25 protein-coding genes are annotated in these 24,645 nt (G+C 28.5%); 7 read left to right on the plus strand and 18 right to left on the minus strand.

The features are described from left to right. Positions 1-173 precede the first annotated feature (173 nt). Complete coding sequence (locus tag CHB63_RS03615) at positions 174-971, minus strand: LytR/AlgR family response regulator transcription factor (protein ID WP_089377047.1); 798 nt, start codon at positions 969-971, stop codon at positions 174-176. Positions 972-1,224: 253 nt separating this feature from the next. Here CHB63_RS03615 and CHB63_RS03620 point away from each other — a divergent pair, with 253 nt between their 5' ends. Further along, on the plus strand, positions 1,225-3,072 hold the full coding sequence (locus CHB63_RS03620) for a glycoside hydrolase family 13 protein (RefSeq protein ID WP_089377048.1): 1,848 nt from the start codon (positions 1,225-1,227) through the stop codon (positions 3,070-3,072). Continuing rightward, entirely contained in the window at positions 3,072-3,965 is an 894-nt protein-coding gene (locus CHB63_RS03625) for a carbohydrate kinase family protein (RefSeq protein WP_089377049.1), read from the plus strand. The genes CHB63_RS03620 and CHB63_RS03625 overlap by 1 nt, the downstream gene beginning before the upstream one ends. A 743-nt stretch (positions 3,966-4,708) precedes the next feature. Here the strand turns inward: CHB63_RS03625 and CHB63_RS03630 are convergent. Further along, the gene (locus tag CHB63_RS03630; protein WP_089377050.1) at positions 4,709-5,038 is read right to left on the minus strand and encodes a Dabb family protein; all 330 of its coding nucleotides are present in this window, start codon (positions 5,036-5,038) and stop codon (positions 4,709-4,711) included. A 20-nt stretch (positions 5,039-5,058) separates the two neighbouring features. Continuing rightward, complete coding sequence (locus CHB63_RS03635; RefSeq protein ID WP_089377051.1) at positions 5,059-5,661, minus strand: class I SAM-dependent methyltransferase; 603 nt, start codon at positions 5,659-5,661, stop codon at positions 5,059-5,061. 112 nt (positions 5,662-5,773) lie between these two features. Here CHB63_RS03635 and CHB63_RS03640 point away from each other — a divergent pair, with 112 nt between their 5' ends. From CHB63_RS03640 to CHB63_RS03650, 3 genes are all read left to right on the plus strand, one after another. After that, positions 5,774-6,997: a multidrug effflux MFS transporter gene (locus CHB63_RS03640; protein ID WP_089377052.1), complete on the plus strand. Its 1,224-nt coding sequence runs from the start codon at positions 5,774-5,776 to the stop codon at positions 6,995-6,997. A 58-nt stretch (positions 6,998-7,055) separates the two neighbouring features. Beyond that, positions 7,056-7,349, plus strand: coding sequence for a thioredoxin (gene trxA / locus CHB63_RS03645; protein WP_089377053.1), 294 nt, complete (start codon positions 7,056-7,058; stop codon positions 7,347-7,349). 153 nt (positions 7,350-7,502) lie between these two features. Further along, positions 7,503-8,615: a TlpA disulfide reductase family protein gene (locus CHB63_RS03650; protein ID WP_089377054.1), complete on the plus strand. Its 1,113-nt coding sequence runs from the start codon at positions 7,503-7,505 to the stop codon at positions 8,613-8,615. Positions 8,616-8,644: 29 nt separating this feature from the next. Here the strand turns inward: CHB63_RS03650 and CHB63_RS03655 are convergent, their stop codons facing one another. The 4 genes from CHB63_RS03655 to CHB63_RS03670 are packed head-to-tail and all read right to left on the minus strand — an operon-like array spanning position 8,645 to position 10,848. Continuing rightward, positions 8,645-8,827 carry a CPXCG motif-containing cysteine-rich protein gene (locus CHB63_RS03655; RefSeq protein WP_089377055.1) on the minus strand — a complete coding sequence of 61 codons (183 nt, stop codon included), beginning with the start codon at positions 8,825-8,827 and terminating at the stop codon, positions 8,645-8,647. A 13-nt stretch (positions 8,828-8,840) separates the two neighbouring features. After that, positions 8,841-9,611, minus strand: a complete 771-nt coding sequence (locus CHB63_RS03660; RefSeq protein WP_089377056.1) for a sulfite exporter TauE/SafE family protein — start codon at positions 9,609-9,611, stop codon at positions 8,841-8,843. Positions 9,612-9,655: 44 nt separating this feature from the next. Continuing rightward, complete coding sequence (locus tag CHB63_RS03665) at positions 9,656-10,369, minus strand: OmpA family protein (RefSeq protein ID WP_089377057.1); 714 nt, start codon at positions 10,367-10,369, stop codon at positions 9,656-9,658. Continuing rightward, positions 10,369-10,848 carry a lipocalin family protein gene (locus tag CHB63_RS03670; RefSeq protein WP_089377575.1) on the minus strand — a complete coding sequence of 160 codons (480 nt, stop codon included), beginning with the start codon at positions 10,846-10,848 and terminating at the stop codon, positions 10,369-10,371. Before CHB63_RS03670 ends, CHB63_RS03665 begins: the two co-directional genes overlap by 1 nt. 129 nt (positions 10,849-10,977) lie before the next feature. Here CHB63_RS03670 and CHB63_RS03675 point away from each other — a divergent pair, with 129 nt between their 5' ends. After that, positions 10,978-11,673 (plus strand): RluA family pseudouridine synthase, encoded by a 696-nt coding sequence (locus tag CHB63_RS03675; protein ID WP_089377058.1) that lies wholly within the window; start codon positions 10,978-10,980, stop codon positions 11,671-11,673. 726 nt (positions 11,674-12,399) lie between these two features. On the opposite strand, the gene CHB63_RS03680 is transcribed toward CHB63_RS03675, so the two are convergent. The 6 genes from CHB63_RS03680 to CHB63_RS03705 form a co-directional block, all read right to left on the minus strand. After that, on the minus strand, positions 12,400-12,846 hold the full coding sequence (locus tag CHB63_RS03680; RefSeq protein ID WP_089377059.1) for a hypothetical protein: 447 nt from the start codon (positions 12,844-12,846) through the stop codon (positions 12,400-12,402). 280 nt (positions 12,847-13,126) lie between these two features. Further along, the gene (locus CHB63_RS03685) at positions 13,127-14,179 is read right to left on the minus strand and encodes a response regulator (protein WP_089377060.1); all 1,053 of its coding nucleotides are present in this window, start codon (positions 14,177-14,179) and stop codon (positions 13,127-13,129) included. Continuing rightward, positions 14,172-15,338, minus strand: a complete 1,167-nt coding sequence (locus CHB63_RS03690) for a sensor histidine kinase (RefSeq protein WP_089377061.1) — start codon at positions 15,336-15,338, stop codon at positions 14,172-14,174. The genes CHB63_RS03685 and CHB63_RS03690 overlap by 8 nt, the downstream gene beginning before the upstream one ends. Before the next feature lie 80 nt (positions 15,339-15,418). Continuing rightward, positions 15,419-17,425 carry an alpha-ketoacid dehydrogenase subunit alpha/beta gene (locus CHB63_RS03695; RefSeq protein WP_245856757.1) on the minus strand — a complete coding sequence of 669 codons (2,007 nt, stop codon included), beginning with the start codon at positions 17,423-17,425 and terminating at the stop codon, positions 15,419-15,421. 108 nt (positions 17,426-17,533) lie between these two features. Next, complete coding sequence (locus tag CHB63_RS03700; protein WP_089377062.1) at positions 17,534-18,013, minus strand: Lrp/AsnC family transcriptional regulator; 480 nt, start codon at positions 18,011-18,013, stop codon at positions 17,534-17,536. Between the two features lie 72 nt (positions 18,014-18,085). Next, positions 18,086-19,198, minus strand: a complete 1,113-nt coding sequence (locus CHB63_RS03705; protein WP_089377063.1) for a M14 family zinc carboxypeptidase — start codon at positions 19,196-19,198, stop codon at positions 18,086-18,088. 286 nt (positions 19,199-19,484) lie between these two features. Here CHB63_RS03705 and CHB63_RS03710 point away from each other — a divergent pair, with 286 nt between their 5' ends. Then, the gene (locus CHB63_RS03710) at positions 19,485-19,877 is read left to right on the plus strand and encodes a helix-turn-helix transcriptional regulator (RefSeq protein WP_089377064.1); all 393 of its coding nucleotides are present in this window, start codon (positions 19,485-19,487) and stop codon (positions 19,875-19,877) included. 48 nt (positions 19,878-19,925) lie between these two features. Here the strand turns inward: CHB63_RS03710 and CHB63_RS03715 are convergent, their stop codons facing one another. The 5 genes from CHB63_RS03715 to CHB63_RS03735 all read right to left on the minus strand — a co-directional run bounded on the left by CHB63_RS03715 (position 19,926) and on the right by CHB63_RS03735 (position 24,566). Continuing rightward, complete coding sequence (locus CHB63_RS03715) at positions 19,926-22,364, minus strand: M1 family metallopeptidase (RefSeq protein ID WP_089377065.1); 2,439 nt, start codon at positions 22,362-22,364, stop codon at positions 19,926-19,928. Between the two features lie 121 nt (positions 22,365-22,485). After that, the gene (locus CHB63_RS03720; protein ID WP_089377066.1) at positions 22,486-23,034 is read right to left on the minus strand and encodes a DUF4252 domain-containing protein; all 549 of its coding nucleotides are present in this window, start codon (positions 23,032-23,034) and stop codon (positions 22,486-22,488) included. 66 nt (positions 23,035-23,100) lie between these two features. Then, a complete protein-coding gene (locus tag CHB63_RS03725; protein WP_089377577.1) occupies positions 23,101-23,640 on the minus strand; it encodes a DUF4252 domain-containing protein in 540 nt (179 codons plus the stop codon). 4 nt (positions 23,641-23,644) lie between these two features. After that, complete coding sequence (locus tag CHB63_RS03730) at positions 23,645-24,070, minus strand: hypothetical protein (protein ID WP_089377067.1); 426 nt, start codon at positions 24,068-24,070, stop codon at positions 23,645-23,647. Then, positions 24,057-24,566 carry an RNA polymerase sigma factor gene (locus tag CHB63_RS03735; RefSeq protein WP_089377068.1) on the minus strand — a complete coding sequence of 170 codons (510 nt, stop codon included), beginning with the start codon at positions 24,564-24,566 and terminating at the stop codon, positions 24,057-24,059. Before CHB63_RS03735 ends, CHB63_RS03730 begins: the two co-directional genes overlap by 14 nt. Between the last annotated feature and the right edge of the window lie 79 nt (positions 24,567-24,645).

A 24,645-nucleotide genomic window follows, 5' to 3' on the forward strand; every position in this document is an offset into this window, starting at 1 on the left:
CTTTTCATAAAATGAACAGTTTTATACCAAAAAGTTTCTTCTGCAATTTTAATGAAATCGACGACAGGAGATTCACGAGCTCTTATTTGAAAAATAAAAGAGTAGCGAGTAAACACTTATTATGCTGACTGACGAAAGGAGGGAAGCATAATAAGTGTGAAATGGTTAAATATCTAAAAATAACCTAATACATCTTTTACTTTATCTTTATATTTTCGACCGATTGGAATAGAAAACCCTTTGAGTGACAGTTTAGTTGGTGAAAATGAATCAATAAAATTGAGACCGATGATAAAGGAACGATGCACTCTCAAAAACTTTTTTTCAGGCAGTTCTTTTTCAATAGACGAAATACTTTTATAAGCAATAATTTCTCTATCGATAGTTTTTACTTTGATATAGTTTTTAAGACTTTCAATAAATATGATGTCTCTTGTAAAAATTTTCTGAAGTGATTTTTCAACTTTTAAATAAATGAATTCATTAACATTTTCTAACTGCTTCTTTTCGAGTTCAATAGTTTTTTGATTTGTTTTTTGCCAACTCTTTAAAAATGCATATCCAAAAGGAATAATTATAGCAATATTTACATCTAAAAGGGTATTCATAATTTCTGTAGTAGCAAAGAAATTTGAACTTTTAAAATTTTGTAAATACGTAGGTTGAATAATATAAAAAAAGAATGTTCTTTGAATAAAAACTGTCACAGCAATTAAAAGTAGTATATAAAGCAATACAAACTTTCCATATTTCTTTTCAAGTAAAAATTTAGGAAATAAGAAGAATAATGTTACATAAACCAAAGTTAACCGTGAAGGTAAACTAAATACTTGAATCATAAAATTCCTAAAATAGTCATTGTCATAAGTTCCCCAAACCAGTGTAAAAAAAAACACAAATACCAACCAATACAATATGTGTTTGGTGATTTGATTTGAAATTATATTTTTAATAAAAAAGGAAAACTTCATATGGAGAAAATATATTCTGCTAAAGTCTATAAATTAATCTTAATAACCACTAATTAAATACAAACAACCAGTAATTTTATATAAAAAACAGGTTCATGAGGGTTTTCTATCTTCTATTATTGTCATATCTAAACTTTACTAAAATCAACTTAATTTGTTGTTTGGAATAAGCAAACGGTTGTTTAAATAATAGCATTGTTTTACTTCTTTTCTAATAGTAATATTGACGAATATAATCTTAAACTTTACTAAAATGAATACTGTATTTAGAACTTCAATTATTTGCTTATTACTTTTTTTTTCAATTCAATTTATAAATGCTCAAAGTATTGCATTAAATAAAGTAGAACCACCCAATTGGTGGATTGGTATGGAAAACACCGAATTGCAACTTTTAGTTTATGGCAAAAATATAAGTCTTGCAAAGCCAAGTATTACTTATGATGGAGTTTCTATTAATAGTGTAACTAAATTAGAAAGTGCAAACTATTTATTTATAAATCTTACTATTTCAAAAACTACGAAAGAAGGTGTTTTTGATATTGTTTTTGATACGAATAAAGGAAAAAAATTAGTTTATAAGTATGATTTAAAATCAAAAAAAGAAAGAAATAATAGTAATCAAACTGTAGATGCTTCAGATGTAATATATCTTATCACACCAGATCGTTTTTCTAACGGAAATTCTACAAATGATTCTACTGACGATACACTTGAAAAAGTTGATCGTTCTAATAAAGACGGAAGACATGGTGGAGATATAAAAGGAATAATTAATCATTTGGATTATATTCAAAATTTAGGTGTAACGACTTTATGGTTAAATCCATTTTTGGAAAACAATCAACCTAAATACTCATATCATGGTTATGGTATTTCAGATTTTTATAAAACAGATAGCCGTTTTGGAGATAATAAAGATTTTAACGCTTTGGTAGATTTATCTCATCAAAAAGGAATGAAAATAATTATGGACCAAGTATTTAATCATTGTGGCTCTGGTCATTGGTGGATGAATGATTTACCATCTGAAAATTGGTTAAATCAATGGGAAACATTTACGCGAAGTAACTTTACCAATATTGCTGCATCTGATCCTCATGTTTCAAAAAGTGATTATAATCTATTTACAAGAGGTTGGTTTGATACTAACTTACCAGATTTAAATTTGGACAATCCATATTTAGCAACGTATTTAATTCAAAATTCTATTTGGTGGATTGAATATTCCAACTTGGATGGAATTAGAATGGATACATATCCTTATCCTGATAAAAAAGTAATGGCAAAATGGATGCAAACAATTAAAACCGAATACCCGAATTTTTATATTGTAGCGGAAACCTGGGAAGCAAAAGCATCTTCACTATCATATTGGAATAATGGAGGTATTAATAATGATGGATATACTTCTTATGTAAATAGTGTTTGTGACTACCCTTTATATTATGCAATGTTAAAAGCCTTTGGTGAAGAAGAAAATATTTATAAAATATATGAAACCTTGGCAGAAGATTTTGTGTATGGTGATCCATTTAATAATAAGATTTTCAATGGAAACCATGATGTAGGTCGATTGTTTACGCTGTTAAATGAAGATGTTGATAAACTAAAATTAAGTATGGCATTTATTTTAACAACAAGAGGAATTCCTCAATTGTATTATGGAGATGAGTTGTTATTTGATGGCGATAAACCAGATGGGCAATTACGAAAGGATTTTCCTGGAGGTTGGGAATCAGACAAAAGAAATGCTTTTATGAAGAAAGGAAGAACAATTAAAGAAAATGATGTTTATAATTATGTAAGTACCATTTTAAATTGGCGTAAAAATGCCGTTGAAATTCATTCTGGAAAATTAACACACTACCAACCAGTAAATGATATTTACATCTATTTTAGACATACCAAAACAGAAAATACAATGGTAATAATTAATAACGGTAAAAATGAAATTAAAGATTATAGTTTAAAACGATATGAAGATTCTTTAGTTGGATATTATTCAGGAGTTGATATCATTACAAATACTTATTTTACATCTTTAAAATCAATTGATTTAAATGCGAATACTGCATTAATTATAAAACTTAAACAATAATGGAAAACATTTTTATTATTGGTGGAGCATCTTATAATTCTGTAATTACATTGGACGAATTCCCAGTAGCAATACCCCAGACAATTCATAATTGTCACTTTAAAGAAACTATAGGTAATACAGGAGCAGGAAAAGCATTGACATTATCAAAATTGGGTTTTAATACAACATTTCATTCTTTAATAGGCAAAGATTCTTTTGGGGAGAAAGTCACCTCTTTTTTACAAGAACCCAATCTTAATTTCATTTCAGATATTGATCCTAAGGGAACCGAAAGACATTTAAATATTATGAATGGTTTAGGAGAACGGATTTCTATTTTTATGAATCCTAGTTCTGATACGCCAGAAATTGACTATTCTAAATTTGAAAAGGAAGTGAAAAATGCAATTTATATTGTTGTGAATATAGCTAATTATTGTCGAAATATTTTACCAATTTGCAAGCAATTAAATAAAGAAATTTGGACAGATTTACACGATTATGATGGTAAAAACGAATACCATCAAGATTTTATAGCTGCTGCAGATTATATCTTTTTAAGTTCCGATAATTTACCCAATTATAAACCATTTATGCTGCAACAAATAGCAAATGGAAAAAAATTAGTTGTTTGCACTCACGGAAAAGGAGGAGCCACTGCATATACCAAAGAAGGCGGTTGGATTGAAACATCAATAATAGATGCTTATAAAATGACAAATGCCAACGGAGCAGGAGATTCTTTCTTTTCGGGGTTTTTATATGGTTTTTCTAAAGGGTATGACACAAAAAAATGTATGCAATTTGGTACTATTACGTCAGGTTTGTGTATAGAATCAGAGTTGATTGCTAACAATAAATTAAGTAAAACAATAGTTGAAAGAGAGTTTTTAAAATATTATGTTAAATAGAATTTTTAAAACGGCCTCATAAAACTTTGGCTATAACAATAGGCAAGTGAGCGTATATGTTTTAGGGGGTAGAAGCATTCTTGCCATCGGCATCAACTCGCTCAAAATTGCAAAGATTCTCAATCTTTTCAATTTATGCCGTCTAAAATATAGCGAATAAGCCGTAATTGTTTCCAAAGTTTTATACGTGACAAAAGTAATTATCCAGTGGATGATTGCTTTTGGTGGCGAGATGGTAGCGACGGCATTTTTTTGTTTTCCAACGCATCAACTCGCTCAAAATATTTAAGATTCTCAATCTTTAATATTTATGCCGTATCAAGAAAAAAAGATAAGCATAATGAATGGAAGCTTGTTTGGAACGAAATGAAAGCAAGTGTTTAGAAATTATCTGGTATTGCCAACGCTAAAAGGCTCGCTCAAAATTTCAAAAGTCCACAGGACTTTCAAAATTATGCCGTAAACTGTTGCGCCAACTTAACGAGAACATTCTGAAAACTTTTAGAACGAGAATATTCAAACTAATTCAGAATATAATTACAAAACTAAAAGGATTGCTTTTTTTGGTGTTGGCAAGCGGCTGCAAATTGCGTGTAGAAAAAAATTCCTGAGCATTTTATTTATACAAAGCAATAAAGTGATCCACTATAAAAACCAAAAGGTCATAATTTGTATTATAATTTATATTATGTTAAATAGAGTTTTTCAAACCATCACCCATTCTAAAACATCTTATCTAACAATTAACTTTCTGAATCGTATATTAAAACACGCTCCCATAAATGAAAAGCTTCAGAAATAAATAATTTATGTGCAGGCTCTATTTGATATTTGTCGTGTTCTTCTAAATTATTAAAAGAAACTTTTAAACAATATGTATAGCTATCATCAATTACTGGTCTGTTGGTTTTTGCCGGTTGCCCAAAATGTTTATTCTTTGCGTACACAGATGAATTTAAAAATTTATGCATCGCCTTTTCAAATTCTTTTCTATCATTTTCATTAGTTGGGTCTTTCAACCAAAAGAAAACCATGTGAACAAATTGCTCCGCAATTGTATTTTTTAATTCCATATTCTAATCTTACTTATTAATTATTCTTTTTTTTCGATCATTAAAGTGGTCATACATCTTTTAGAATGTACAATCGTTGTTTTTACATCTTCTATAAATGAGATCTCATTCCTATTTTGAATTTCTTCAAGAATTGTTGCAGTTAGTAAAAACCTGGTTGAACCATCAGGTAATTTATAATTTCCATTTTCCAATGCTATCACCTCGTTTTCCAGGCCAAAAATAGATGCAGTTCTTATAAATAACGTTCCGTGAGGTTTTAATACACGCAATAACTCATCAAACATTTGTGAAAAATGGCTTAAATCCTTTGCAAAATGCAATACAGCATTACAAATTACATGGTTAAAATTATTGGATTTGTAAGGTAATTGTTCTACAGTAGCTTGTGTAAAATACTCTTTTTGAGTCGGATACAGTTCTTTACAGGTTTGTGTAGGGCCTGAATGCATATCAGTTCCGTAAATTTCAAAACCTTGCTGATAAAACCATTTTAAATTTCTGCCATTTCCACAACCAGCATCTAAAATTTTTGCTCCAGCCTGATAACGACCTTTTAATATTTGATCTAAAATATAAATATCAACACCTTTAATACTCTTCTTTAGCGTTACAAAATTCATAACTACCTCTTTTCTAATTTTTAAACTGCAAATTACAAATTCTTATGAAGCCATCACTTTTTACAATGATAAAAATACGTTATTACTAATACAATTAAAGTACATTTGCCCAATGCAAATTAAGAAAACATCCCAATTTGAATTTATAGCATTAATGGCCTCATTAATGTCTATAGTTGCTTTGGCTATAGATGCTTTACTACCTGCACTTAATTTTATTGGTTTTTCAATTGGAACTACTCAGGAGACTGATAACCAGTTGTTAATAACTATGATTTTTTTAGGTTTAGGAATTGGCCCACTATTTTTTGGCCCGATTTCAGATAGTTTAGGACGAAAACCTATTGTTTTTCTTGGCTTTGGAATTTTTATAATTGCTAGTTTAATTTGCGTGTTTTCAAAAAGTTTGGAAATGATGATTGCCGGAAGAATTTTACAGGGCATTGGCCTTTCAGCTCCTAGAACTATTAGTATTGCAATGGTTAGAGATACTTTTAGCGGAGATTATATGGCACGTATTATGTCATTTATTGCAGTCGTTTTTATTTTAGTACCAATTATTGCTCCTGCAATGGGTCAATTTGTTTTAAATCATTATAATTGGCAAGCAATATTTTATATTCAGTTGATATTTAGTGTTTTAATATCGTTTTGGTTTTGGAAAAGACAACCTGAAACGCTTCCAATAGAACGGCGTTTAAAATTTACAAGTCATATTTTTATGAACGGCCTAAAAGAAATTTCAAAATCTAAAAGAACCATTGGCTTTACTATAATCTCTGGGTTTATAACAGGTTCTTTTATGGTGTATTTAAGTACATCTCAACATATTTTTCAGGAACAATACCTTTTACAAGACGAGTTTCCATATATTTTTGCCGGTTTAGCAGTAGCAATTGGAACATCAACTTTTTTAAATGGTACACTTGTTTTAAAGTATGGTATGGAAAAATTAGTAACTATTGCACTTGGCTCCTTCTTTAGTATTTCATTATTATATGTATTCTTATTCAGCGGATCAGGAAACCCTGGAATAGGAGTTTTACTTACTTTCTTTGGTTTACAGTTTTTAGCAATTGGTTTTCTGTTTGGAAATTTAAGAGCATTGGCAATGGAACCTGTTGGGCATATTGCAGGAATTGGAGCAGCAATAACCGGGTTTATTTCAACTATGATGGCCGTACCAATTAGTATTTTTATTGGAAAATTCACCTCTAGCACTGCAATGCCTTTATTTATAGGGTTTTCAATTTGTGGCTTACTTTCAATTTTAGTACTTGTTTATATAAAAATAACAAAAAAACAAGTAAAATTTTCACCTGAAAATTCGATCTAACCACTACTCTATTTCCTATTGATTTTGTAACTTTAAGTATCATTTAAAAAATACTAAGATGAAAAAATCATTCAACGACATTATAAATCAGAAAGTTCCTGTTTTGGTTGATTTTACTGCGGATTGGTGTGGACCTTGTAAAAGTATGGCGCCAGTTTTAAAACAACTGAAAGCAGAATTAAAGGATGCGATAAGTATTATAAAAATAAATGTAGATAAAAATCAAGAATTAGCAGCAAAATATCAGGTGAAGGGAGTTCCAACATTTATTATTTTTAAACAAGGAAAACAAACTTGGCGACAATCTGGAATGCAATCCATTTCTCAATTAAAACAAGCAATTCAGGGATAACAGTTACAGTTTTTAAAAATGCCTCAGATACTGCATTTTATGGATTACGAGGAGTAAATGGTGTAATTGCATTGACTTTAAAATAGTTGTTTCCTACATTTTTATTGTTTTACATGTGAGTTTTATTAATTATACTTGTAAAAAAAATAATTAATGAAAAAGTTATCAATCTTATTAGTAGTATTATTTTCAACTGCTCTCATTTCTTGTGAAGAGAAAGAAAAAGAATCTGCACCATTAGAAGGTTTTACAATAGATGTTTCTATAAATAATATCAATACTTCTGAAACATATTTGTACAATCATAAAAATATTGCAATTGATACTGCTTTAGTATCAAATAATTACGTTAATTTTTCAGGAGTTATAGATACCATTCAATTGTATACTGTACAATTTAAAAATAACAATCTTAAGATTCCTATTTTACTTGAAAATACACCAATGTACGTATATGCATCACCACTTTCTCAAATAGCTTTTGGAAGTGTATCTCAAAATGAATTGAATAGTTATAATGAAGCGTTAGCTCTGATAAAGAATAAATTAAAAGCAAGTATTGATACGCAAAATGAAAGCGAATTAGACTCTATAAATAGTGTTATTTTTAATTATTCAGTAGCTAAAATAAAAAGTACCAACCACGCTCCTATTGCCGATTTAATTTTTGATAAAATACTGGTTGATAACAATTTAAATAAGAATAATTTACTTGCTTTAAAAGCAGTTTCAGAAACAAATAATCATAAAAAGTGGTTACCTAAAATAAATTCGGAAATAGATAAATATCTAGCATTAGAACTATTAGAGGAACAAAAAAAACTGGCTGAAGTGGCAAAACCTCGTGTTATAAAACGTCAACAAGCACCATTGTTTTATGGAGAATCTTTGGATGGTTCCAATTTGAGTTTACAATCTGCATTAAACGGTAAAAAGGCAGTCTTAATGGACTTTTGGGCAAGTTGGTGCGGACCTTGTAGAGCAGTTACACCCCAAGTAAGAAGTATTTACAATCGCTATAAAAATAAAGGTTTTGATATTATAACAATTTCTGAAGACAAAACCAGAGCTGCTTGGACAAATGGGATTACTGAAGATAATATGTTAGCCTGGAATCATATTTACGATGATAATATGAGAATTGCTTATATGTTTAATGTTGAATCCATTCCTCATATGATTTTATTAGATGGAAATGGTGGAATTATTGAAAATAAAATTTCGATTTCCCGTCTTGAAAATGAGTTAAAAAAAATATTTAAGTAGAAAAATCACCTTAAATTATTGGTTTAGATTTATTGATCTATATTATTAATTTCTAGTATTGTAAGTTCTCCGTTTGTGAATCCAATTTCAATTTGAATAGGATTACAACAAACTTCACAATCTTCAATATAAGTCTGACTTTTAACAGAAGTATCAAACAACATTGAAATTTCTTCCCAACAATGTGGACATTGAAAAAAATATTCTTCCATTTCTAAATGTACATTATCTAAATAGGATTATTACTGCACCAATCGCTGTAACTATAAGTATAAATTTACGATAAACTTGATTATTTATCAATTTAACGATTTTTACACCTATAAAAAATCCAAGAATTACACCAGGTACTAATATTAAATTGAGTTTTAAACTTTCAACAGAAACGGTTTTCCAAACAAAAATGTGAAAAGGCAGTTTAAATACATTAATTACAAAAAATAACCAGGCTGCTGTACCAATAAACTCATTCTTTGGCAACCGCATTGCTAAAAAGTAAATATTTGAAAATGAGCCAGCTAAATTCCCAATCATAGATGTAAAACCGGCTAATAATCCCATTCCATTAGAAAAAACACGAGATTTTGGAATTTCATTGGTTTTTTTTCGCTCCATATAAATCATAAAAACAACAATACCCAAAATTAAAATGGCCATTAATTGTTTAAAAAGTGCATCAGAAATATCATTTCCAAACCAAACCCCCAATAAAACCCCAATTACCATGCTTGGTAACAGTTTTACCAAATATTTCCATTGAGTATGACGGTGGTAATAAATTACAGCAAAAATATCGGCAGCAATCATCATAGGAATTAATACACCTGTAGATTGTTTTCCGCCGAAAACAATTGCCATAATGGTTACTATAACAACACCAATGCCTTTTAAGCCAGCTTTGCTAGTTCCCAATAAAAATGCACCTAAAAATGCAAAAAACCACTCGAAGTTTGTTAATTGTAAATTACTAATTTGATTAATTATACTTTCAAACATAATTTAACTTAAAACTTCGAATGGTTTATTAATGTAAAATGATCTTAATTTTCGCCAGATTCTTTTTTGGCGTCATCAATCATTTTATTATTTGGTACAATTGCAATATTTACTCTTCTGTTTTTTGAACGACCTTCTGCAGTAGAATTGTTAGCAATTGGTTGTTCTTCTCCAAACCAGTTAGTTGTAAATCTGGTAGCAGCCAATCCTTTTGTAACTGTAAAATAATTAGTTACTGAAAATGCGCGATTTTTAGAAAGTGTCATATTGTATTCGTCGGCTCCAGTACTATCAGTATGACCTACAACAACTACGTTTGTATCAGGAAATTCTAATAAAATCCCCGATAATTTGTTCAATAATACTTCTGAAGCACTATTAATATTGTATTTGTTTGTATCAAAATAAACACCACTATTTTCATCAAAAGTCACTACAATTCCGTCGTCAACTCGTTCAACTACCGCTCCTGGAATTTCTTCTTCAATTTTTTGCGCTTGTTTGTCCATTTTTTTACCAATAAGCACACCAGCTCCTCCACCTACTACTCCACCAATAACGGCACCTAATTCACCACCGCTTCCTTTTTTACCAACATTGTTTCCAATAATGGCTCCTAATATAGCACCTCCAGCTGCACCAATTGCGCCTCCTTTTTGAGTATTACTTGCATTTTTTGTTGCTTCACAACTACTAAGGTTTAAAACCAAAACCATTACAAATAAACCTAATCCTATTTTTTTTAATATTTTTTTCATTATTCATTAATTTTTGAAAAATTCATATAAATTTTGAATGGCTTTCCATCTAACATCACTGTTTGCTCCCATTCCATATTGCTTTCTGATAATTGCGTTAAATTAAGTCTAAAACCTTTATTATCAGCTGATTTGTTTTTAGCATCTGTTGGTTTTAGTAAAAAATCATACAATCCCGTTGCTTGATCCACTTCCTGAATTGTAAAAACAAAATTACGGTCTCCTATTAAACAATTTTCATTGTTTATGGTATAAATTCCCGTGTTATTATTTGGAATAAATCTCCATGTACTACCTTCAAAACATTCTTTTGAGGCATCATTCAATAAAGAAACATTAAATTTTCCGGATTCACTATAAGATACGGAATCCATAGACCAATAGCCCTTTATCACCTTTTTCGATTGAATAACTGTTTTTGGTGTGCCACAGGAAATTATAGCAAACCCTAAAACAACTAACATAATTATTTTTTTCATTTTCATTTTGTTATTAAAAATTATTTTATAAAAGTATCAAAATTAGTAACTTGTTTAACATCTTATTAAAAATATTTATTTGTACAATTTCTTATTAAAATCCTATTAGTTTACTGCTATATTTGCAACATGCAAATTGAAATTCTTTTTGAAGACGACTATATTATAATTGTAAACAAACCAAATAATGTTTTGATTCATAATAGTTATTATGCTCGTAACATTAAAGATGATACTTTATTGGATTTACTTCAAAAACAATTTAACACTGATTTTTACCCAGTACATCGTTTGGATAGAAAAACATCTGGTGTTATTGTTTTAGCCAAACAAAAGGAACATGTTTCAATTTTTCAAGACTTATTTAATGCTAACAAAATTGAAAAAACATATATAGCTATTGTTCGAGGATTTTTTGAAACTGAAGTAGTGGTTAATTCTCCAGTTAAAAACCCTGATACTAAAGTTTATAAAGAGGCCGAAACTTTTTGTGAACCAATAGCTACAAAACTTTTAGAAATACCTGTTCACCCCTATCAAACCTCAAGATATAGTTTGGTTAAACTTAAACCTGCAACGGGCAGAATGCATCAGTTACGTATTCATATGAACAAAATTAGTCATCCTATTGTTGGAGATTATAAGTATGGAGATCGGTTTCATAATAGAATGTTTGAAACTGAATTTAATTCTCATAATTTATTTTTACATGCGTATTCCATTCAATTTGAACACCCTATTTCAAAAAAATATATAAGTGTAAATACTTCTTTTCCCAATGATTGGTTGTTGATTTTTAAAGTGTTTGACTGGAATTTTAACTAAAAAGAAAAACCGTTTTTAAGTTTTAAAAAATATTTAATTTTTTTGAATAGTGTATTTAACTTTTATTAAAATCATTTATTTTTCACCCCAATAAATAAACAATCGTAATATCGATTATTGAGTAAATTTTCACATTGCCTCAACCAATAAAGGTTACGTTTACTTCTATTAGCTTTTAAGGTTTGCTTCCGACTTACCATACAAATTCCCAAAGAACTAAAACCTAAAAACGGTTATGTTAACTTATAATATTTAATAAAAACCGTTTTCAAGTTCTAAAACTAACTTAATTTAATTTTTTGAATAATGTATTTAACTTTTATCAATCTCATTTGTTTTCACCCCAATAAACAAACAATTTTAATATCTATTATTAAGTAAATTTTCACATTGCCTCAACTAGTAAAAGCTACGTACACTTTTATTCGCTTCTAAGGTTTGCTTACGACTTACCATACAAATTCCCAAAGAACTAAAACCTGAAAACGGTAGTACTAAATTCAATTTTTCAAAAAACCGTTTTCAAATTTTATTTTCTTCAATTTTACTAATTCAAAATTTATATGACAATAGTTTGTAAAGAACTTTGCTATCCCTGTGTATATTGCTCTTTACCTTTTAATTAATTATTTGTTACCATAATAATGGATACTAAGTAATTAACTATTGATTTAAATAAATTTCAAAGATCTAAAATTTGAAAACGGCAAATGCATTCGAGCTCTTTTATTCTGCTAACAACCTATGTTGTTTTTCGTTTTTCATAATAAACAATACCAGCTCAAATACTTGTTCTTTTAAATATCTAAAATTTTGTATATAATTATCAACTTCAATTTTTAAAAGTTTTTGATCTTTTCTAAAATCATCTTCTTTTTTTAAATATATATTTTCAATTAATAATGCTAAATTTATTCTATGCTCTTTAATTGAAGCTATTAAAATTTCACCTAATTTACTTTCATGATTTATCCCATTTAGTAAAAGCTTAGCATTGCTAAAATTATCACTTTTACAAAGCCCAATAATATGATCGGTAATTAACTCCTTTAAAAATTCTTGTTCAACTTTTATATACTCAATTTCAGACAACCAATTCTTTGTTTCAGATTGTAGATTTTCAATACTATTGTTGAAAATTGGCTTGTTTTGTTTTTGAATAATTCGTTTCATATTATTTTTGATTTTAAAGAATCCGAAAAACTATTTTGGTAATCTCTCGGATTCAATTAAGAAGATTAGTCAATTTTAATTACTTTTTAACGTTTTTTATTTTTTCAAATATCTAATTTTAAAGAAGTACGTCTAATTAATTCTCCATTTTCCTACTAATCCCTAATCTTCCAACTAAAATTTATTTCAATTGTCAAACATTTATTTATGGGAACTAAATTAGACATGGTAATAATAAAATACAATGATTAGAATCATTTCTAAAAATGATTGTTATCAATTATTGAACTTCTAGGAGCTTCTTTTTATTAAGTATTTTTATGCTTTTCGTAGTAATATCTATCAATTTTTCATCTTTAAAATCATGCAGCGTTCTAATAAGGGTTTCTTTTGCAATACCAATAGAACTCGCCAAATTACTTCTGTTTATAATTATTTCATTATTAGATATTAACGGGTAATTTTCGAATAGATTTAAAATAGTAATGGCCGTTTTTTTTCTAACCGAAGCATATGCCAATAGTATTGATTTTTCATTATTGTTTACTAAATTATCAGCTAAAACATCAATAAAACTGTAAATAATATGATGGTTGTTATTTATAATTGCAGTTAGTTCATCTTTATTAATTTTGTATAAATGAGTGCTTGTTATTGCTTTTGAATTTTCAAAATGTGGCAGATGCTTCACAAATGATAAATACCCAAAATATTGTTCATTTGTATAATAACCTGTAATTAATTCTTTTCCTAATTCATTTGTTTTATAGGTTTTAACCACTCCTTTTTTAATAAGAAATATAAAATTACTTACATTTCCTTCACAATAAATAGTTTCTCCATTTTTATAATTATATACTTTTTTTTGAGCTAAAAATTGATCAAAGTTTTTGATGTTTTCAAATATTGGCTTCTTAATATTTTGTTTTTCAGCATCATCTTGTTTTTTATTCTCAAAAACTTCTACCCTTTTCATTCTTGTTTCAATAGCTCTTAAAAGCACCGACTCTTCAAAAGGTTTACATATATAATCATCTGCTCCAAACTCCATTCCTTTTCGTAAATCATCTTGATTTGTTTTCGCAGTTAAAAAAATAAATGGAATTTGTTTTAATTTTGGATTTTTAGAAATAATTTGAAGGACTCCATAACCATCTAAAACTGGCATAAGAATGTCACAAATTATAATATCTGGCAAAAATGTATTGGCTAAAGAAACTCCTTTTTTACCATTTTCCGCAGTTTCAACAATGTAATTAGCTAATTCTAAAATTTCTGCTGTATTCTCCCTTACAATTTTATCATCTTCTATTAATAACACTTTTTTATTCATAGTTTCTAATTTTTGGTATTTGTATATTAAAAACTGTTCCTAAATTTTCTTTACTTTTAAACGAAATAGCCCCGTTTAAACATTTTACATATCCATTTACTATATTTAAACCAATTCCCGTTCCTGGATAATAACTTACATTTTTAGCTCTAAAAAATCTTTTAAATATTAAATTTTGCTCATTGGAAGGAATCCCAATTCCATTATCCCCAAGGCTTATATATATATTACCTTTATTAAATGAACTTTTAACTTTAATAATGCTATTTTCCTTTGAATATTTTATGGCGTTGTATAAAAGATTAGTTATAATAATATTCAAAATATTTGAATCTTGATAAATGATCTCATCGTTATCTTTATTGAAAATTATTTTTTGGTTTTTTTGTAAAAGTGGTTTAGCATTCGCTATAATACGGTTTATTAAATCTCCAAACTTAAATTTAGTATAGGTAGGGATTATGTTACCAGATTCTATATTTTCAAGAGTTAGCAAACTGTCTACCATACCATTTAAATGATTAATCATTGCTTTAACTTTAACTAAATGTTCATCTCTTTTAGTTGCATTCTCTAAATCAGAATATTTCACAATTAGTTCTGCGGAAGTTAAAATTGCACTTAGCGGTGTTTTAAATTCATGAGATGCTAAGGTTATAAATTTTGTTTTTAAATTGTTTAATTCTATTTCTTTATTTAATGAAGTTTTTAATTTCTCAATAACACTTTCTAATTCAATATTTCTAAGCTTCACTTCTTCTTCTAATTGATAATTTAAATTGTCAATTTTTAATTCTTTCTTTTTTCTAGAAGTTATATCTGAAATTAGCGCTTTAAAATAGATTTTTTTCTCATATTCTAACTTTCCGAAACTAAGTTCTAATGAAACTTCTTTTCCCTCTTTTGTTACACCTAACCCTTCAATTGGAATCTTAAATTTATTTTTATCTGGGTTTTTTATAAATTCGTTTAGAATACGACTGTTTTTAAATAATTCACCTGCATTTTGGGTAAAAAGTTCATCAACTGAATAATTAAAAATTTTTGAAGTGGGTATGTTTGCTAAAACAATTTCTTTTTCAGAATTCCACACAAGAATTCCAACCTGCATAGAATCAAAACAGACTTTATAAAAAGCTTTTTTATCTTTTAGGAACATAACGATAGCATTTTAAGCTAAAGTTAAAATTAAAGACTGTTGAATTATATGATTTAAATCAGGAAATAAGGATAAAACTGTTAATAATTTAACAAGTCAATAATTTCTGAATGAATTTTATGAATAGGTAAATAGTTTTTTTCTAAATTATTAGCAAACGGAATAGGTGTTTCAAGACTTCCAACACGCTTAATTGGGGCATCCAAATATTTAAAACAATTCTCAGAAATTAATGCTGATATATCTGATGCAATTCCACCAAATAAACTGTCTTCCTGCAAAATCAGCACTCTTCCTGTTTTTTTAACCGAATTATAAATAGTTTCAGTATCCAAAGGCTGTAAGGTTCTTAAATCTATAATATCTGCTGAAATCTGATGCTTTTTAACTATATCTAAAGCCCAATGAACTCCTGCGCCATAGGTTACAATGCTTAAATCATTTCCACTATTTAATATAGCTGCCTGCCCAAATGGTATGGTATAATAATTTAATGGAACATCTTGATATATAGATCTATATAATAATTTATGTTCGAAAAATAATACTGGGTTTTCATCTTCAATTGCGGTTGCTAATAATCCTTTTGCATCAAAAGGAAATGCTGGATAAACAACTTTTAATCCTGGAGTTTTTGTAAACCATGCTTCATTTGTTTGACTATGAAAAGGACCAGCATTTACACCAGCTCCGCAAGGCATACGTAAAACAATATCAGCTTTTTGTTGCCATCGATAAAAAGATTTTGCGAGTAAATTAATGACTGGATTAAATCCAGAGGTAACAAAGTCTGAAAATTGCAACTCCACAACAGATTTTATGCCTCCATTTATAGAAAGCCCATATGCAGCTTCTATGATGCTTGATTCACAAATAGGAGTATTTCTAACTCGTTCCGGACCAAACTCATTTAAAAACCCTTCAGTAATTTTAAAAACACCACCATATTCCGCAATATCTTGTCCCATTATTACTAATTGGTCAAATCGTTGCATACTTTGTTTTAAACCTAACGAAATAGCGTCAATCAATCTTATATTAGATGATTCTTTGTTTGGTTTTGTTTGAATAAGATTAAAGTGCTTATAAACATCATTTAATTCATTTTTAACAGATGAAACTATTTCTTCTTCATCAAAAGCAATTTTTAAATGTTCATTAATTTCAAGAATGATATTTTCTTTAATTAAAACATCTAATTTTTCAGATAATATTTTTTCTTTTTTTAAAAAATTGTGAAAATTAACAACAGGATCTTTTCTGGCCCATCTATCTAAAATATGTTGAGGAACATATTTTGTGCCACTTGCTTCTTCATGACCACGCATTCTAAATGTTTTAAATTCAAGTAAAACAGGACGTGGTTTATTTCGAACACTTTTGGCTATTTTGGATACTTTACTAAAAACATCTAAAATATTATTACCTTCAATTATATGACTCTCAATGCCATATCCAATCCCTTTATCAGCTATATTTTCACATTTAAATTGCTGACTTATTGGTGTAGATAATCCGTATCCATTATTTTCAATACAAAAAAGAACCGGTAAATTCCATACAGATGCAACATTTAAAGCTTCATGAAAATCTCCTTCACTTGTTCCTCCTTCTCCACTAAATACTGCAGTAACTCTTTTTTCTTTTCTAAGTAAATTTGCAAGTGCTATGCCATTTGCAACCCCAAGTTGTGGGCCTAAATGGGAAATCATTCCAATAATTTTAAACTCCTGAGTTCCAAAATGAAATGACCGATCTCTTCCTTTTGTAAAGCCGCTTTTTTTACCTTGCCACTGGGAGAAAAGTCTATGTAATGGAATTTTTCTTGTTGTAAACACTCCTAAATTTCGATGCATTGGTAAAATATACTCGTCAGCATTTAAAACTCTGGTTATACCAACAGAAATTGCTTCTTGTCCTATTCCCGAAAACCATTTGGAAATTTTTCCTTGTCTTAGCAGAATTAACATTTTTTCCTCAATTAATCGAGGTTTTAACATTAATATGTACAATTCAATTAATTGCTTGTTAGAGTAGGTTTTTCTATTGAAAACTAATTCTCTAATTGAATTATTTTTTGACCTCATAGGAAATTAAGAATAAGACTAAATGTACTAATAAAATTATACAAAAAAAACCTTACTAATTAAATAATAAGGTTTTTTTTGAATCTTTATATTCAATCTAAAAAAAAATTAAATTTCTCTAAAAATAGAATGCATTAATCGCGTTTTATCATTGATGCTTTCTTCCAATGCAATCATAGTTTCTGTTCTGGAAACACCATCTATATCATCAATTTCAAAGATAATTTCTTTTGCATGTGTAGTATCTTTGGCTCTAATTTTACAGAAAACATTGTATTTTCCTGCCGTTATATAAGCAACTGTTATATTCGCAATTTTTCTTAATTCGTTAATAACTTGTTTTGTTTTAGATGTTTTGTCTAAATAAATCCCAACGTGAGATATAAATGAATATCCCATCTTTTCGTAATCCAATGTTAATGTAGAGCCTTTTATAATCCCTTCATCTTCCATCTTTTTCACTCTAACGTGGATTGTACCAGCGGAAACCACTAATTTTTTTGCAATATCAGTAAATGGTGTTCTGGCATTTTCGATAAGAATATCTAAAATTTGATGATCTATTTCATCTAATATAAATTTTTTCATGTCTTGTTTTTAGTAAAAATACAATAATAAGAAACAAATTTATTAAAAAAATCTGATTATAGCGTAAAAAATTTACGAATTTGACAATTTTAATTCATTAAAATTCAATTTTTCTGCATTTATGATGTTATAAGAACTATAATTGGATAGATCTCCGGTTGTTTCAATGCACTTATACATTTCCAGTTTGTTGTTTTTCACTTTAAATTTATATTGAATTCCTATATCTTCAACAACTGCCAAACCATCTTTTACTCTTTTCATTCTTTTATAAATGATATCTAAAAATAGTTTATCGTTATTAGGAATAGAAAAATACGGCTTATAGTTGCCAAAACTTGGCGCACTAGCAATAAAATAGATTCCTTCTAAAATGGCATAAAAATTAAATTTCCTTGTAATTTCTCTACTATAATCATTGTTAAAATGCCCAGCTTCAATTAAAATGGTATTATGTCCCAGTTTTTGAAAATTATCACCTGTTGCAGTAGGATAAAACTCATCGGTATAGCGCCCCACTTGATTAGGAATGCATTGTTGCAGTAATTCGTTCATAGCAACAATTACACTCATGGTTTCTTTACGGCCTTCGGTTAAGGTGCGTTCCAGGTCTTCTGAAGGAGCCAAAAATGAGATTGTTGCTGGATTTTTTGTTCCTTCTACATTAAAAATAGTGCGTTGGTCATGTAAATTAAAACAAAATTTAGGATTAAAGCTATCTAAAGTTAATCGTAACAACTTACTTTCTATGGCTTTTCTATCAACGGCATCTCTATTTAAATCAACATTATCAGTATTTTCTCGTGTAAATTTAACAGCACCATCTGGATTTAATAATACAATAAATTGTAATGTACAATTTGAAAGTATTATTTGTGCAACTTGTTCAAATTCTTCAGTTGGATTTTCAAAAAAGTTAAATAAATCAAATAAAGCTTTTGTACCTGTACTTTCATTCCCGTGCATTTGGGACCATGAAAGAATTTTTATTTCACCTATACCTATGGAAATTTTATAAATAGGAGTTTCATTTTCTGAATATCCGATTACTTCTTTTTTGAATTTTGATGATAAATTTTTTATTAAAGGGATAATATCACTAAACAATATTCTTCTTCCTTTTAGATTTTTTTCAAAATTAAGGGGATACCAATTCTCTAATTTTTCTACACTTATTAATTTCATTTTACAAATGTAAATAATCATTAGTTTACAATTGTATACGAATAAAATTTAAATTATGTATACAATTGTAACTACTTATAATTTAAAGAATCAAAATTAAAAACAATCTTATTTAAAGGTATAGGTAAATTCTATATAAAATGTCTAAATCGCTGTATTTTAGGTAATCAATAGCCATTAGCTAAAGTTATAATCTAACTTAATAGGCGGTTGTGATACTTTTTAAAACATTTTTTGTTTACTGGATTTAAATAGATTACATTTGTAACTCTAAATATTGGTTACAATGGTAAACGTTGAGGAATTTGCAAATAGACTTAAAATTATCATAGAATACTATGAAATTTCTGCAGCAATATTGGCTGAAAAAATAGAAGTACAACGTTCAAGTATATCTCATATTCTATCTGGAAGAAACAAACCTAGTTTAGATTTTGTTTTAAAAATTTTAAAAACATTTCCTGAAGTTGAGTTGTATTGGTTATTAAATGGTGTTGGAAAATTCCCGAAGGAAATCGATAAAAAGGAAGTTACCCCTAGCCTATTTAAAAATAAGGTACTTCCTGAGAAAAGTAAAATTGAAAATAATATGCCAATTAAAACAGAAACTTCTTCCAACGAAATTGAAAGAATTGTTATCTTTTTTAAAGATGGTACTTTTAAAAACTACAAGGCATAAAAAAGGCTTCTAAAATTAGAAGCCCTTTAAATTAAATTGTATTACTATTTATTCTATTAATTTAGACATTCCTGTCTTTAAAATAATTATTAATTCTTCTTTATTACTATTTGTAGATTGTTGTTGCAATGAAACCATTTGATTTAGCATATTTACAGCCATTTTATCAAAATTATATTTTTTGTATTGTTTTCCTAATTCAACAAAATCATTAGTAATATTTTCTATTGCCTCTTTATTATCGCTTTCCGCAATCCATTTAAATGCCCCACTATACAATTGCTGAGTCCTTGGATTTTGAGTTAAAAACATTCCTTTTAATACATGGTTCGCAATAAAAGGTAGATTTGTTTTGTCTTTTTCATTAATATAAATTGTTGTAATAGCTTCAGCCAAACTTTCTTTAACATCACTACTAAGTGAATGTACCTTGTTTAAGGCACTTTCTTTATCAATTTGATAAAGTGATGTAAGTGAATTTCCAATAATAGCGTAAGACTCGTTATCCATTCCCCTTTCAAATAGCGGCTTATAAATTGGCTCCACTAATTTTCCTAGAACAGCTATTGCTTCTGCCCTTACCAAAGTAGATGCATCATTTTGCGCCAGTTTTTCAACTTTTACAATAATATCTCTTTTATTATATTTTTGAAATAAATCTAAATTTTTAAGAGCTAAAACTCTTATCTCAAAATAAGGATCATTAAAGGCTTTAACAACAGTGTTTTGAGCTTCTTTATTATCCTGCTGATGTTTTACAATTTCTTCTAAGGCTAATTTTCTATCCAAATAATGAGGTGCGTTATTAAATTGATAAATAAAATTGTCTAAAGTTTTATTTTCTGAAAACTCTGCAAGTAATACATGTTTTGAATCAACATTAATTAATTTAGGTAATTTTCTAAATGGAAATGTAAACGAACTTTGCTTATCGTTAACCCAAACTTCATGACTTGTTTTACCCGTTTCTTCATAAATATCAATAGATAATGGGAATTTAAATACTTTTCCTTGTTGATCAATATTAACGGTTACTGATTTATTAATAATATTATAATCGTACGTAATATTCGCTTTTATATGACCACTTCCAAAATACCACTGATTGAAAAACCAATTTAGGTCCTTTCCACTAATTTTTTCAAAAGCCAAACGGAGTTCGTGCGCTTCAGCAGTTCCAAATTTGTGATCATTTAAATAGGTATTCATTCCTTGAAAAAAAGCTGCATCTCCTAAAACATCCCTAAGCATATGCAAAATAGCATTCCCTTTATGATAGCTTACCGTATCAAACATATCCTCTTTGTTGTGGTAATTAAAACGCACCAAAATCTTATCTTCACTTTCGCTTTGTAAATAAGTTTGAACATCGTTGTACATATGTGCTGCAGCTTTATCAGCACCATATTTATGTTCATACCACAAGTAAACACTGTAGGTTGCAAATGATTCATTTACAGTTAGATTTGCCCAGCTTTCTGTAGTTACTAAATCCCCAAACCAATGATGAAATAATTCATGGGCAATAGTTCCTTCCCATTCATTATTATCAATTAAACTTCCTTTATTTTGTTGAGCATCTTCAGCATGTACAACTGCCGTTGTATTCTCCATTGCTCCGCTTACATAATCTCTTACAACAATCTGACTGTATTTATCCCAAGGATATTCAATTCCTGTTAAATCAGAAAAGAAAGTCATCATTTCAGGAGTATTCCCAAAAATATCTTTAGCAACAGATTCATATTCCGGCTCTACATAATAATCTACTTTTTTTCCGTTCCAGGAGTCATTTACAATACTAAACTCACCAACTCCCATAAAAAATAAATAAGGCGCATGTTTTTGATCCATTTTCCAATAATCAGTACGAGTACCATTACTATTGTTAGTTTGTGAAGTTAGGGTTCCGTTAGAAAGGGTTACAAATTTTGAAGGAACCGTCATATAAATTTCTTGCGAAGTTTTTTGATTTGGAGCATCAATTGTTGGAAACCAACAACTACTTGCTTCGGTTTCGCCTTGTGTCCAAACTTGTGTTGGTTTTTCAGGGTCTTCCTCTTTTGGATCTATAAAATAAAGCCCTTTTGCGTCTGTTATAACACTACTTCCTTGTTGAGTAACTTCCTCAGGTTTTGCAATGTATTTTATATAAACAGTATAGGCTTCCCCTTTTTTATAGGTTCTATCTAAATCTACAGTAATTTCATTATCAGAATAATTAAACCCAGCCGTTATATCATTTACTTTAACTTCTATAACTTTAAAAGATTTTGCGTCTAAAACAACTTTATTTGTTGAATAAAAATGAGGTGTTAAAGTAACCCAGGCTTCACCATTTAACTGACTTTTTTCAAAATTGAAATCAACTTTTAATTTTGTATGAATTAAATCATTTATCTTTTCTCTCTCAGGTTGATAACTATTATTCTGACCATTTATAATTACTGTAAAAAGCAATACAGCAACAAATATTATTTTTTTCATTTTAAATATTTAATTTTTAAGATTTCAAAAATACTATTTTAAATGGTTTTAGTAGTTAATACCAAGTTAAAAAGCCATACTGTATAAAGTATGGCTTTAATATTTTATGATGTAAAACATATTATTTTATAGAACTAAACAATCCTTCTAATTGTTTAAATTGATCTGAGTCTCCATCTAATTTAATATCATTTGCAAGTTTCATAATATCATTTGGATTCATCTTATCACCTGTTACTCTAACTACGGCAAAGCCTTTTTCATTATCAGAACCAAAAATAATTACTTCATCTATTGCATCTTCCTCTCCTAAATAATTAACAACAACACTCCCTTTTCCTAAGTTCATACGCATTAATTGTTTGTAGGCTGAATTTTTAAGAATTAGTTTAACTTTTTCTTTTTCTGAACTATACAATTCTTTATTTGTTTCGGTTAACTGAAGCGCTAAAAAATTTATTTTATTAATAGTTTGTAATGTTTTTCTTACATCCTCTGAAACATTTTCATCTTTTAATTCAAGGATGCTGGCAGGCAAATCAATTGAAATAAATTCATTATTCTCTTTACTGTCTACATAGTATTTTTGCAGTGATGTATTATTATCACAAGCAATTAAGGTTAGCATTAATACTAAAACGATACCTATATTTTTTACAATTGATCTCATTAGTTTTTTAGTTTTAAATTGATAAAAATTAGCAGGTAAAAATTACATTTCACCTGCTAATTATATTTATTGTTTTTTCAATACCTTACCACTATTGGGTATGTGGGTTTCTGTAAGTTCAGAGATTTTATTCAAATCAATATCTCCAGTTAAGGATAAAATTACAGATTCAGCTTTTACAGGGCTATCAGAATCATTCATATATTTTCCAGCTCCACTAACATACATTAGCAATTCGCTAACGTGGTCTTCATCTTTACCTTGACGCACATATATTTTAACATTTGCATCCTTATCTTTAACTCGCATTAACTCTGTAAGTTTTGAAGAATTTAAATATTTATTAATCACATTTCCCATTTCTTTTGAAATTTCAGGATTTTCGGTAGTAAAAACTTTAAATGAATTTAAGTTTTGAACCATCTCTAAATATTCTTGACCTTCTTCTCCACCACCTTTAAATTTAGCAAGCATTCTAAAAGCTTCTTTGTTCACGATTACAGATGATACATCATCCATATCTTCAAATTTATCGAAAATTGAACCTTGTGCATAAGTTCCATAAGACACTAAGGCAATTGCAAATAATATTATTAATTTTTTCATTTTTTTACTTTTTAGGTTGTTTAAAAATTTTGTTTTTTGTGTTTTCAAAATATTCCAATTTTGCAATTGCAATATTTCCTTTGTTTAAATTTGCCGCCAGCATACCAAAAGCCATTTGGGTTTCTGCATATACTTTTTCAGCCTTTTTTTGTTGGTTATTTTGATAACCGGTGTAAACACTTACCAGTAATACTACAGAGGCTGCTACAGATAACCATTTCCAATTCATCTTTTGAGTTTTTAATTGGATGGTTTTTGTAAAACGCTCATTTTTACTGGTAGAAAAATATCCGAATAATGTTTCGTATTCTTGTAAATGCGGGGCTACATTACCACTTGAAAAATAGTTTTTCAACTCTTTTTCTTCTGCAATTGTAGTTTCTGCATCTAGATATTTCTCCAACAACTTTTCTATGTTAGCTAATTCCATAATTATGTTGTTTTGTTAATTGTTCTCTAATTGTTTTCCGTGCTCTCGATAATGAAACTCTAATTGCCGTTGGTTGTAAATTCAACATTTTTGCAATTTCATCATATTCATATTCTTCAATATCTCTAAGCTGTATAATTAATTTTTGCTGCTCAGGTAAGTTTTCAATCAATTTATGTACCAAACTTACACTGTCATTAAGTTCCATTCGCCGATCTAATGGCGTATCTTTTTCTTTATAATTGCTATGAATTAACTTTAAATTACTTGCTTGTTTAGATTTTAATCGATCAAAACAATAATTTTTTGTCATTGTCATTGCAAATGCTTCAATGCTTTTATAGTCTTTTAATTTAGACTTGTTTTTCCATAACTTAAAATATAGTTCCTGAGTAGCATCTTCAGCTTCCTCAGTAGAAACCAGTAGCCTTTTTGCCACACGAAATACTTTATCTTTAAAGGGCATTACCGTTTTTAAAAACTCTGACTGCTTCATCTTAAGTTTGGTTTAATAACTTTTTTTGTGGTTGTTACAATTATGACGACCAACTTTCGTTTTTGTAACACAAGGATTT

Source organism: Lutibacter flavus, assembly GCF_900188355.1.
In the GTDB taxonomy this organism is placed as follows: Bacteria; Bacteroidota; Bacteroidia; order Flavobacteriales; family Flavobacteriaceae; genus Lutibacter; species Lutibacter flavus.

Coding starts and splice junctions, on each gene's coding strand:
- CHB63_RS03615 (WP_089377047.1), bottom strand. CDS start 971: ATGAAGTTTTCCTTTTTTATTAAAAATATAATTTCAAATCAAATCACC.
- CHB63_RS03620 (WP_089377048.1), top strand. CDS start 1,225: ATGAATACTGTATTTAGAACTTCAATTATTTGCTTATTACTTTTTTTT.
- CHB63_RS03625 (WP_089377049.1), top strand. CDS start 3,072: ATGGAAAACATTTTTATTATTGGTGGAGCATCTTATAATTCTGTAATT.
- CHB63_RS03630 (WP_089377050.1), bottom strand. CDS start 5,038: ATGGAATTAAAAAATACAATTGCGGAGCAATTTGTTCACATGGTTTTC.
- CHB63_RS03635 (WP_089377051.1), bottom strand. CDS start 5,661: ATGAATTTTGTAACGCTAAAGAAGAGTATTAAAGGTGTTGATATTTAT.
- CHB63_RS03640 (WP_089377052.1), top strand. CDS start 5,774: ATGCAAATTAAGAAAACATCCCAATTTGAATTTATAGCATTAATGGCC.
- trxA (WP_089377053.1), top strand. CDS start 7,056: ATGAAAAAATCATTCAACGACATTATAAATCAGAAAGTTCCTGTTTTG.
- CHB63_RS03650 (WP_089377054.1), top strand. CDS start 7,503: ATGAAAAAGTTATCAATCTTATTAGTAGTATTATTTTCAACTGCTCTC.
- CHB63_RS03655 (WP_089377055.1), bottom strand. CDS start 8,827: ATGGAAGAATATTTTTTTCAATGTCCACATTGTTGGGAAGAAATTTCA.
- CHB63_RS03660 (WP_089377056.1), bottom strand. CDS start 9,611: ATGTTTGAAAGTATAATTAATCAAATTAGTAATTTACAATTAACAAAC.
- CHB63_RS03665 (WP_089377057.1), bottom strand. CDS start 10,369: ATGAAAAAAATATTAAAAAAAATAGGATTAGGTTTATTTGTAATGGTT.
- CHB63_RS03670 (WP_089377575.1), bottom strand. CDS start 10,848: ATGAAAAAAATAATTATGTTAGTTGTTTTAGGGTTTGCTATAATTTCC.
- CHB63_RS03675 (WP_089377058.1), top strand. CDS start 10,978: ATGCAAATTGAAATTCTTTTTGAAGACGACTATATTATAATTGTAAAC.
- CHB63_RS03680 (WP_089377059.1), bottom strand. CDS start 12,846: ATGAAACGAATTATTCAAAAACAAAACAAGCCAATTTTCAACAATAGT.
- CHB63_RS03685 (WP_089377060.1), bottom strand. CDS start 14,179: ATGAATAAAAAAGTGTTATTAATAGAAGATGATAAAATTGTAAGGGAG.
- CHB63_RS03690 (WP_089377061.1), bottom strand. CDS start 15,338: ATGTTCCTAAAAGATAAAAAAGCTTTTTATAAAGTCTGTTTTGATTCT.
- CHB63_RS03695 (WP_245856757.1), bottom strand. CDS start 17,425: ATGAGGTCAAAAAATAATTCAATTAGAGAATTAGTTTTCAATAGAAAA.
- CHB63_RS03700 (WP_089377062.1), bottom strand. CDS start 18,013: ATGAAAAAATTTATATTAGATGAAATAGATCATCAAATTTTAGATATT.
- CHB63_RS03705 (WP_089377063.1), bottom strand. CDS start 19,198: ATGAAATTAATAAGTGTAGAAAAATTAGAGAATTGGTATCCCCTTAAT.
- CHB63_RS03710 (WP_089377064.1), top strand. CDS start 19,485: ATGGTAAACGTTGAGGAATTTGCAAATAGACTTAAAATTATCATAGAA.
- CHB63_RS03715 (WP_089377065.1), bottom strand. CDS start 22,364: ATGAAAAAAATAATATTTGTTGCTGTATTGCTTTTTACAGTAATTATA.
- CHB63_RS03720 (WP_089377066.1), bottom strand. CDS start 23,034: ATGAGATCAATTGTAAAAAATATAGGTATCGTTTTAGTATTAATGCTA.
- CHB63_RS03725 (WP_089377577.1), bottom strand. CDS start 23,640: ATGAAAAAATTAATAATATTATTTGCAATTGCCTTAGTGTCTTATGGA.
- CHB63_RS03730 (WP_089377067.1), bottom strand. CDS start 24,070: ATGGAATTAGCTAACATAGAAAAGTTGTTGGAGAAATATCTAGATGCA.
- CHB63_RS03735 (WP_089377068.1), bottom strand. CDS start 24,566: ATGAAGCAGTCAGAGTTTTTAAAAACGGTAATGCCCTTTAAAGATAAA.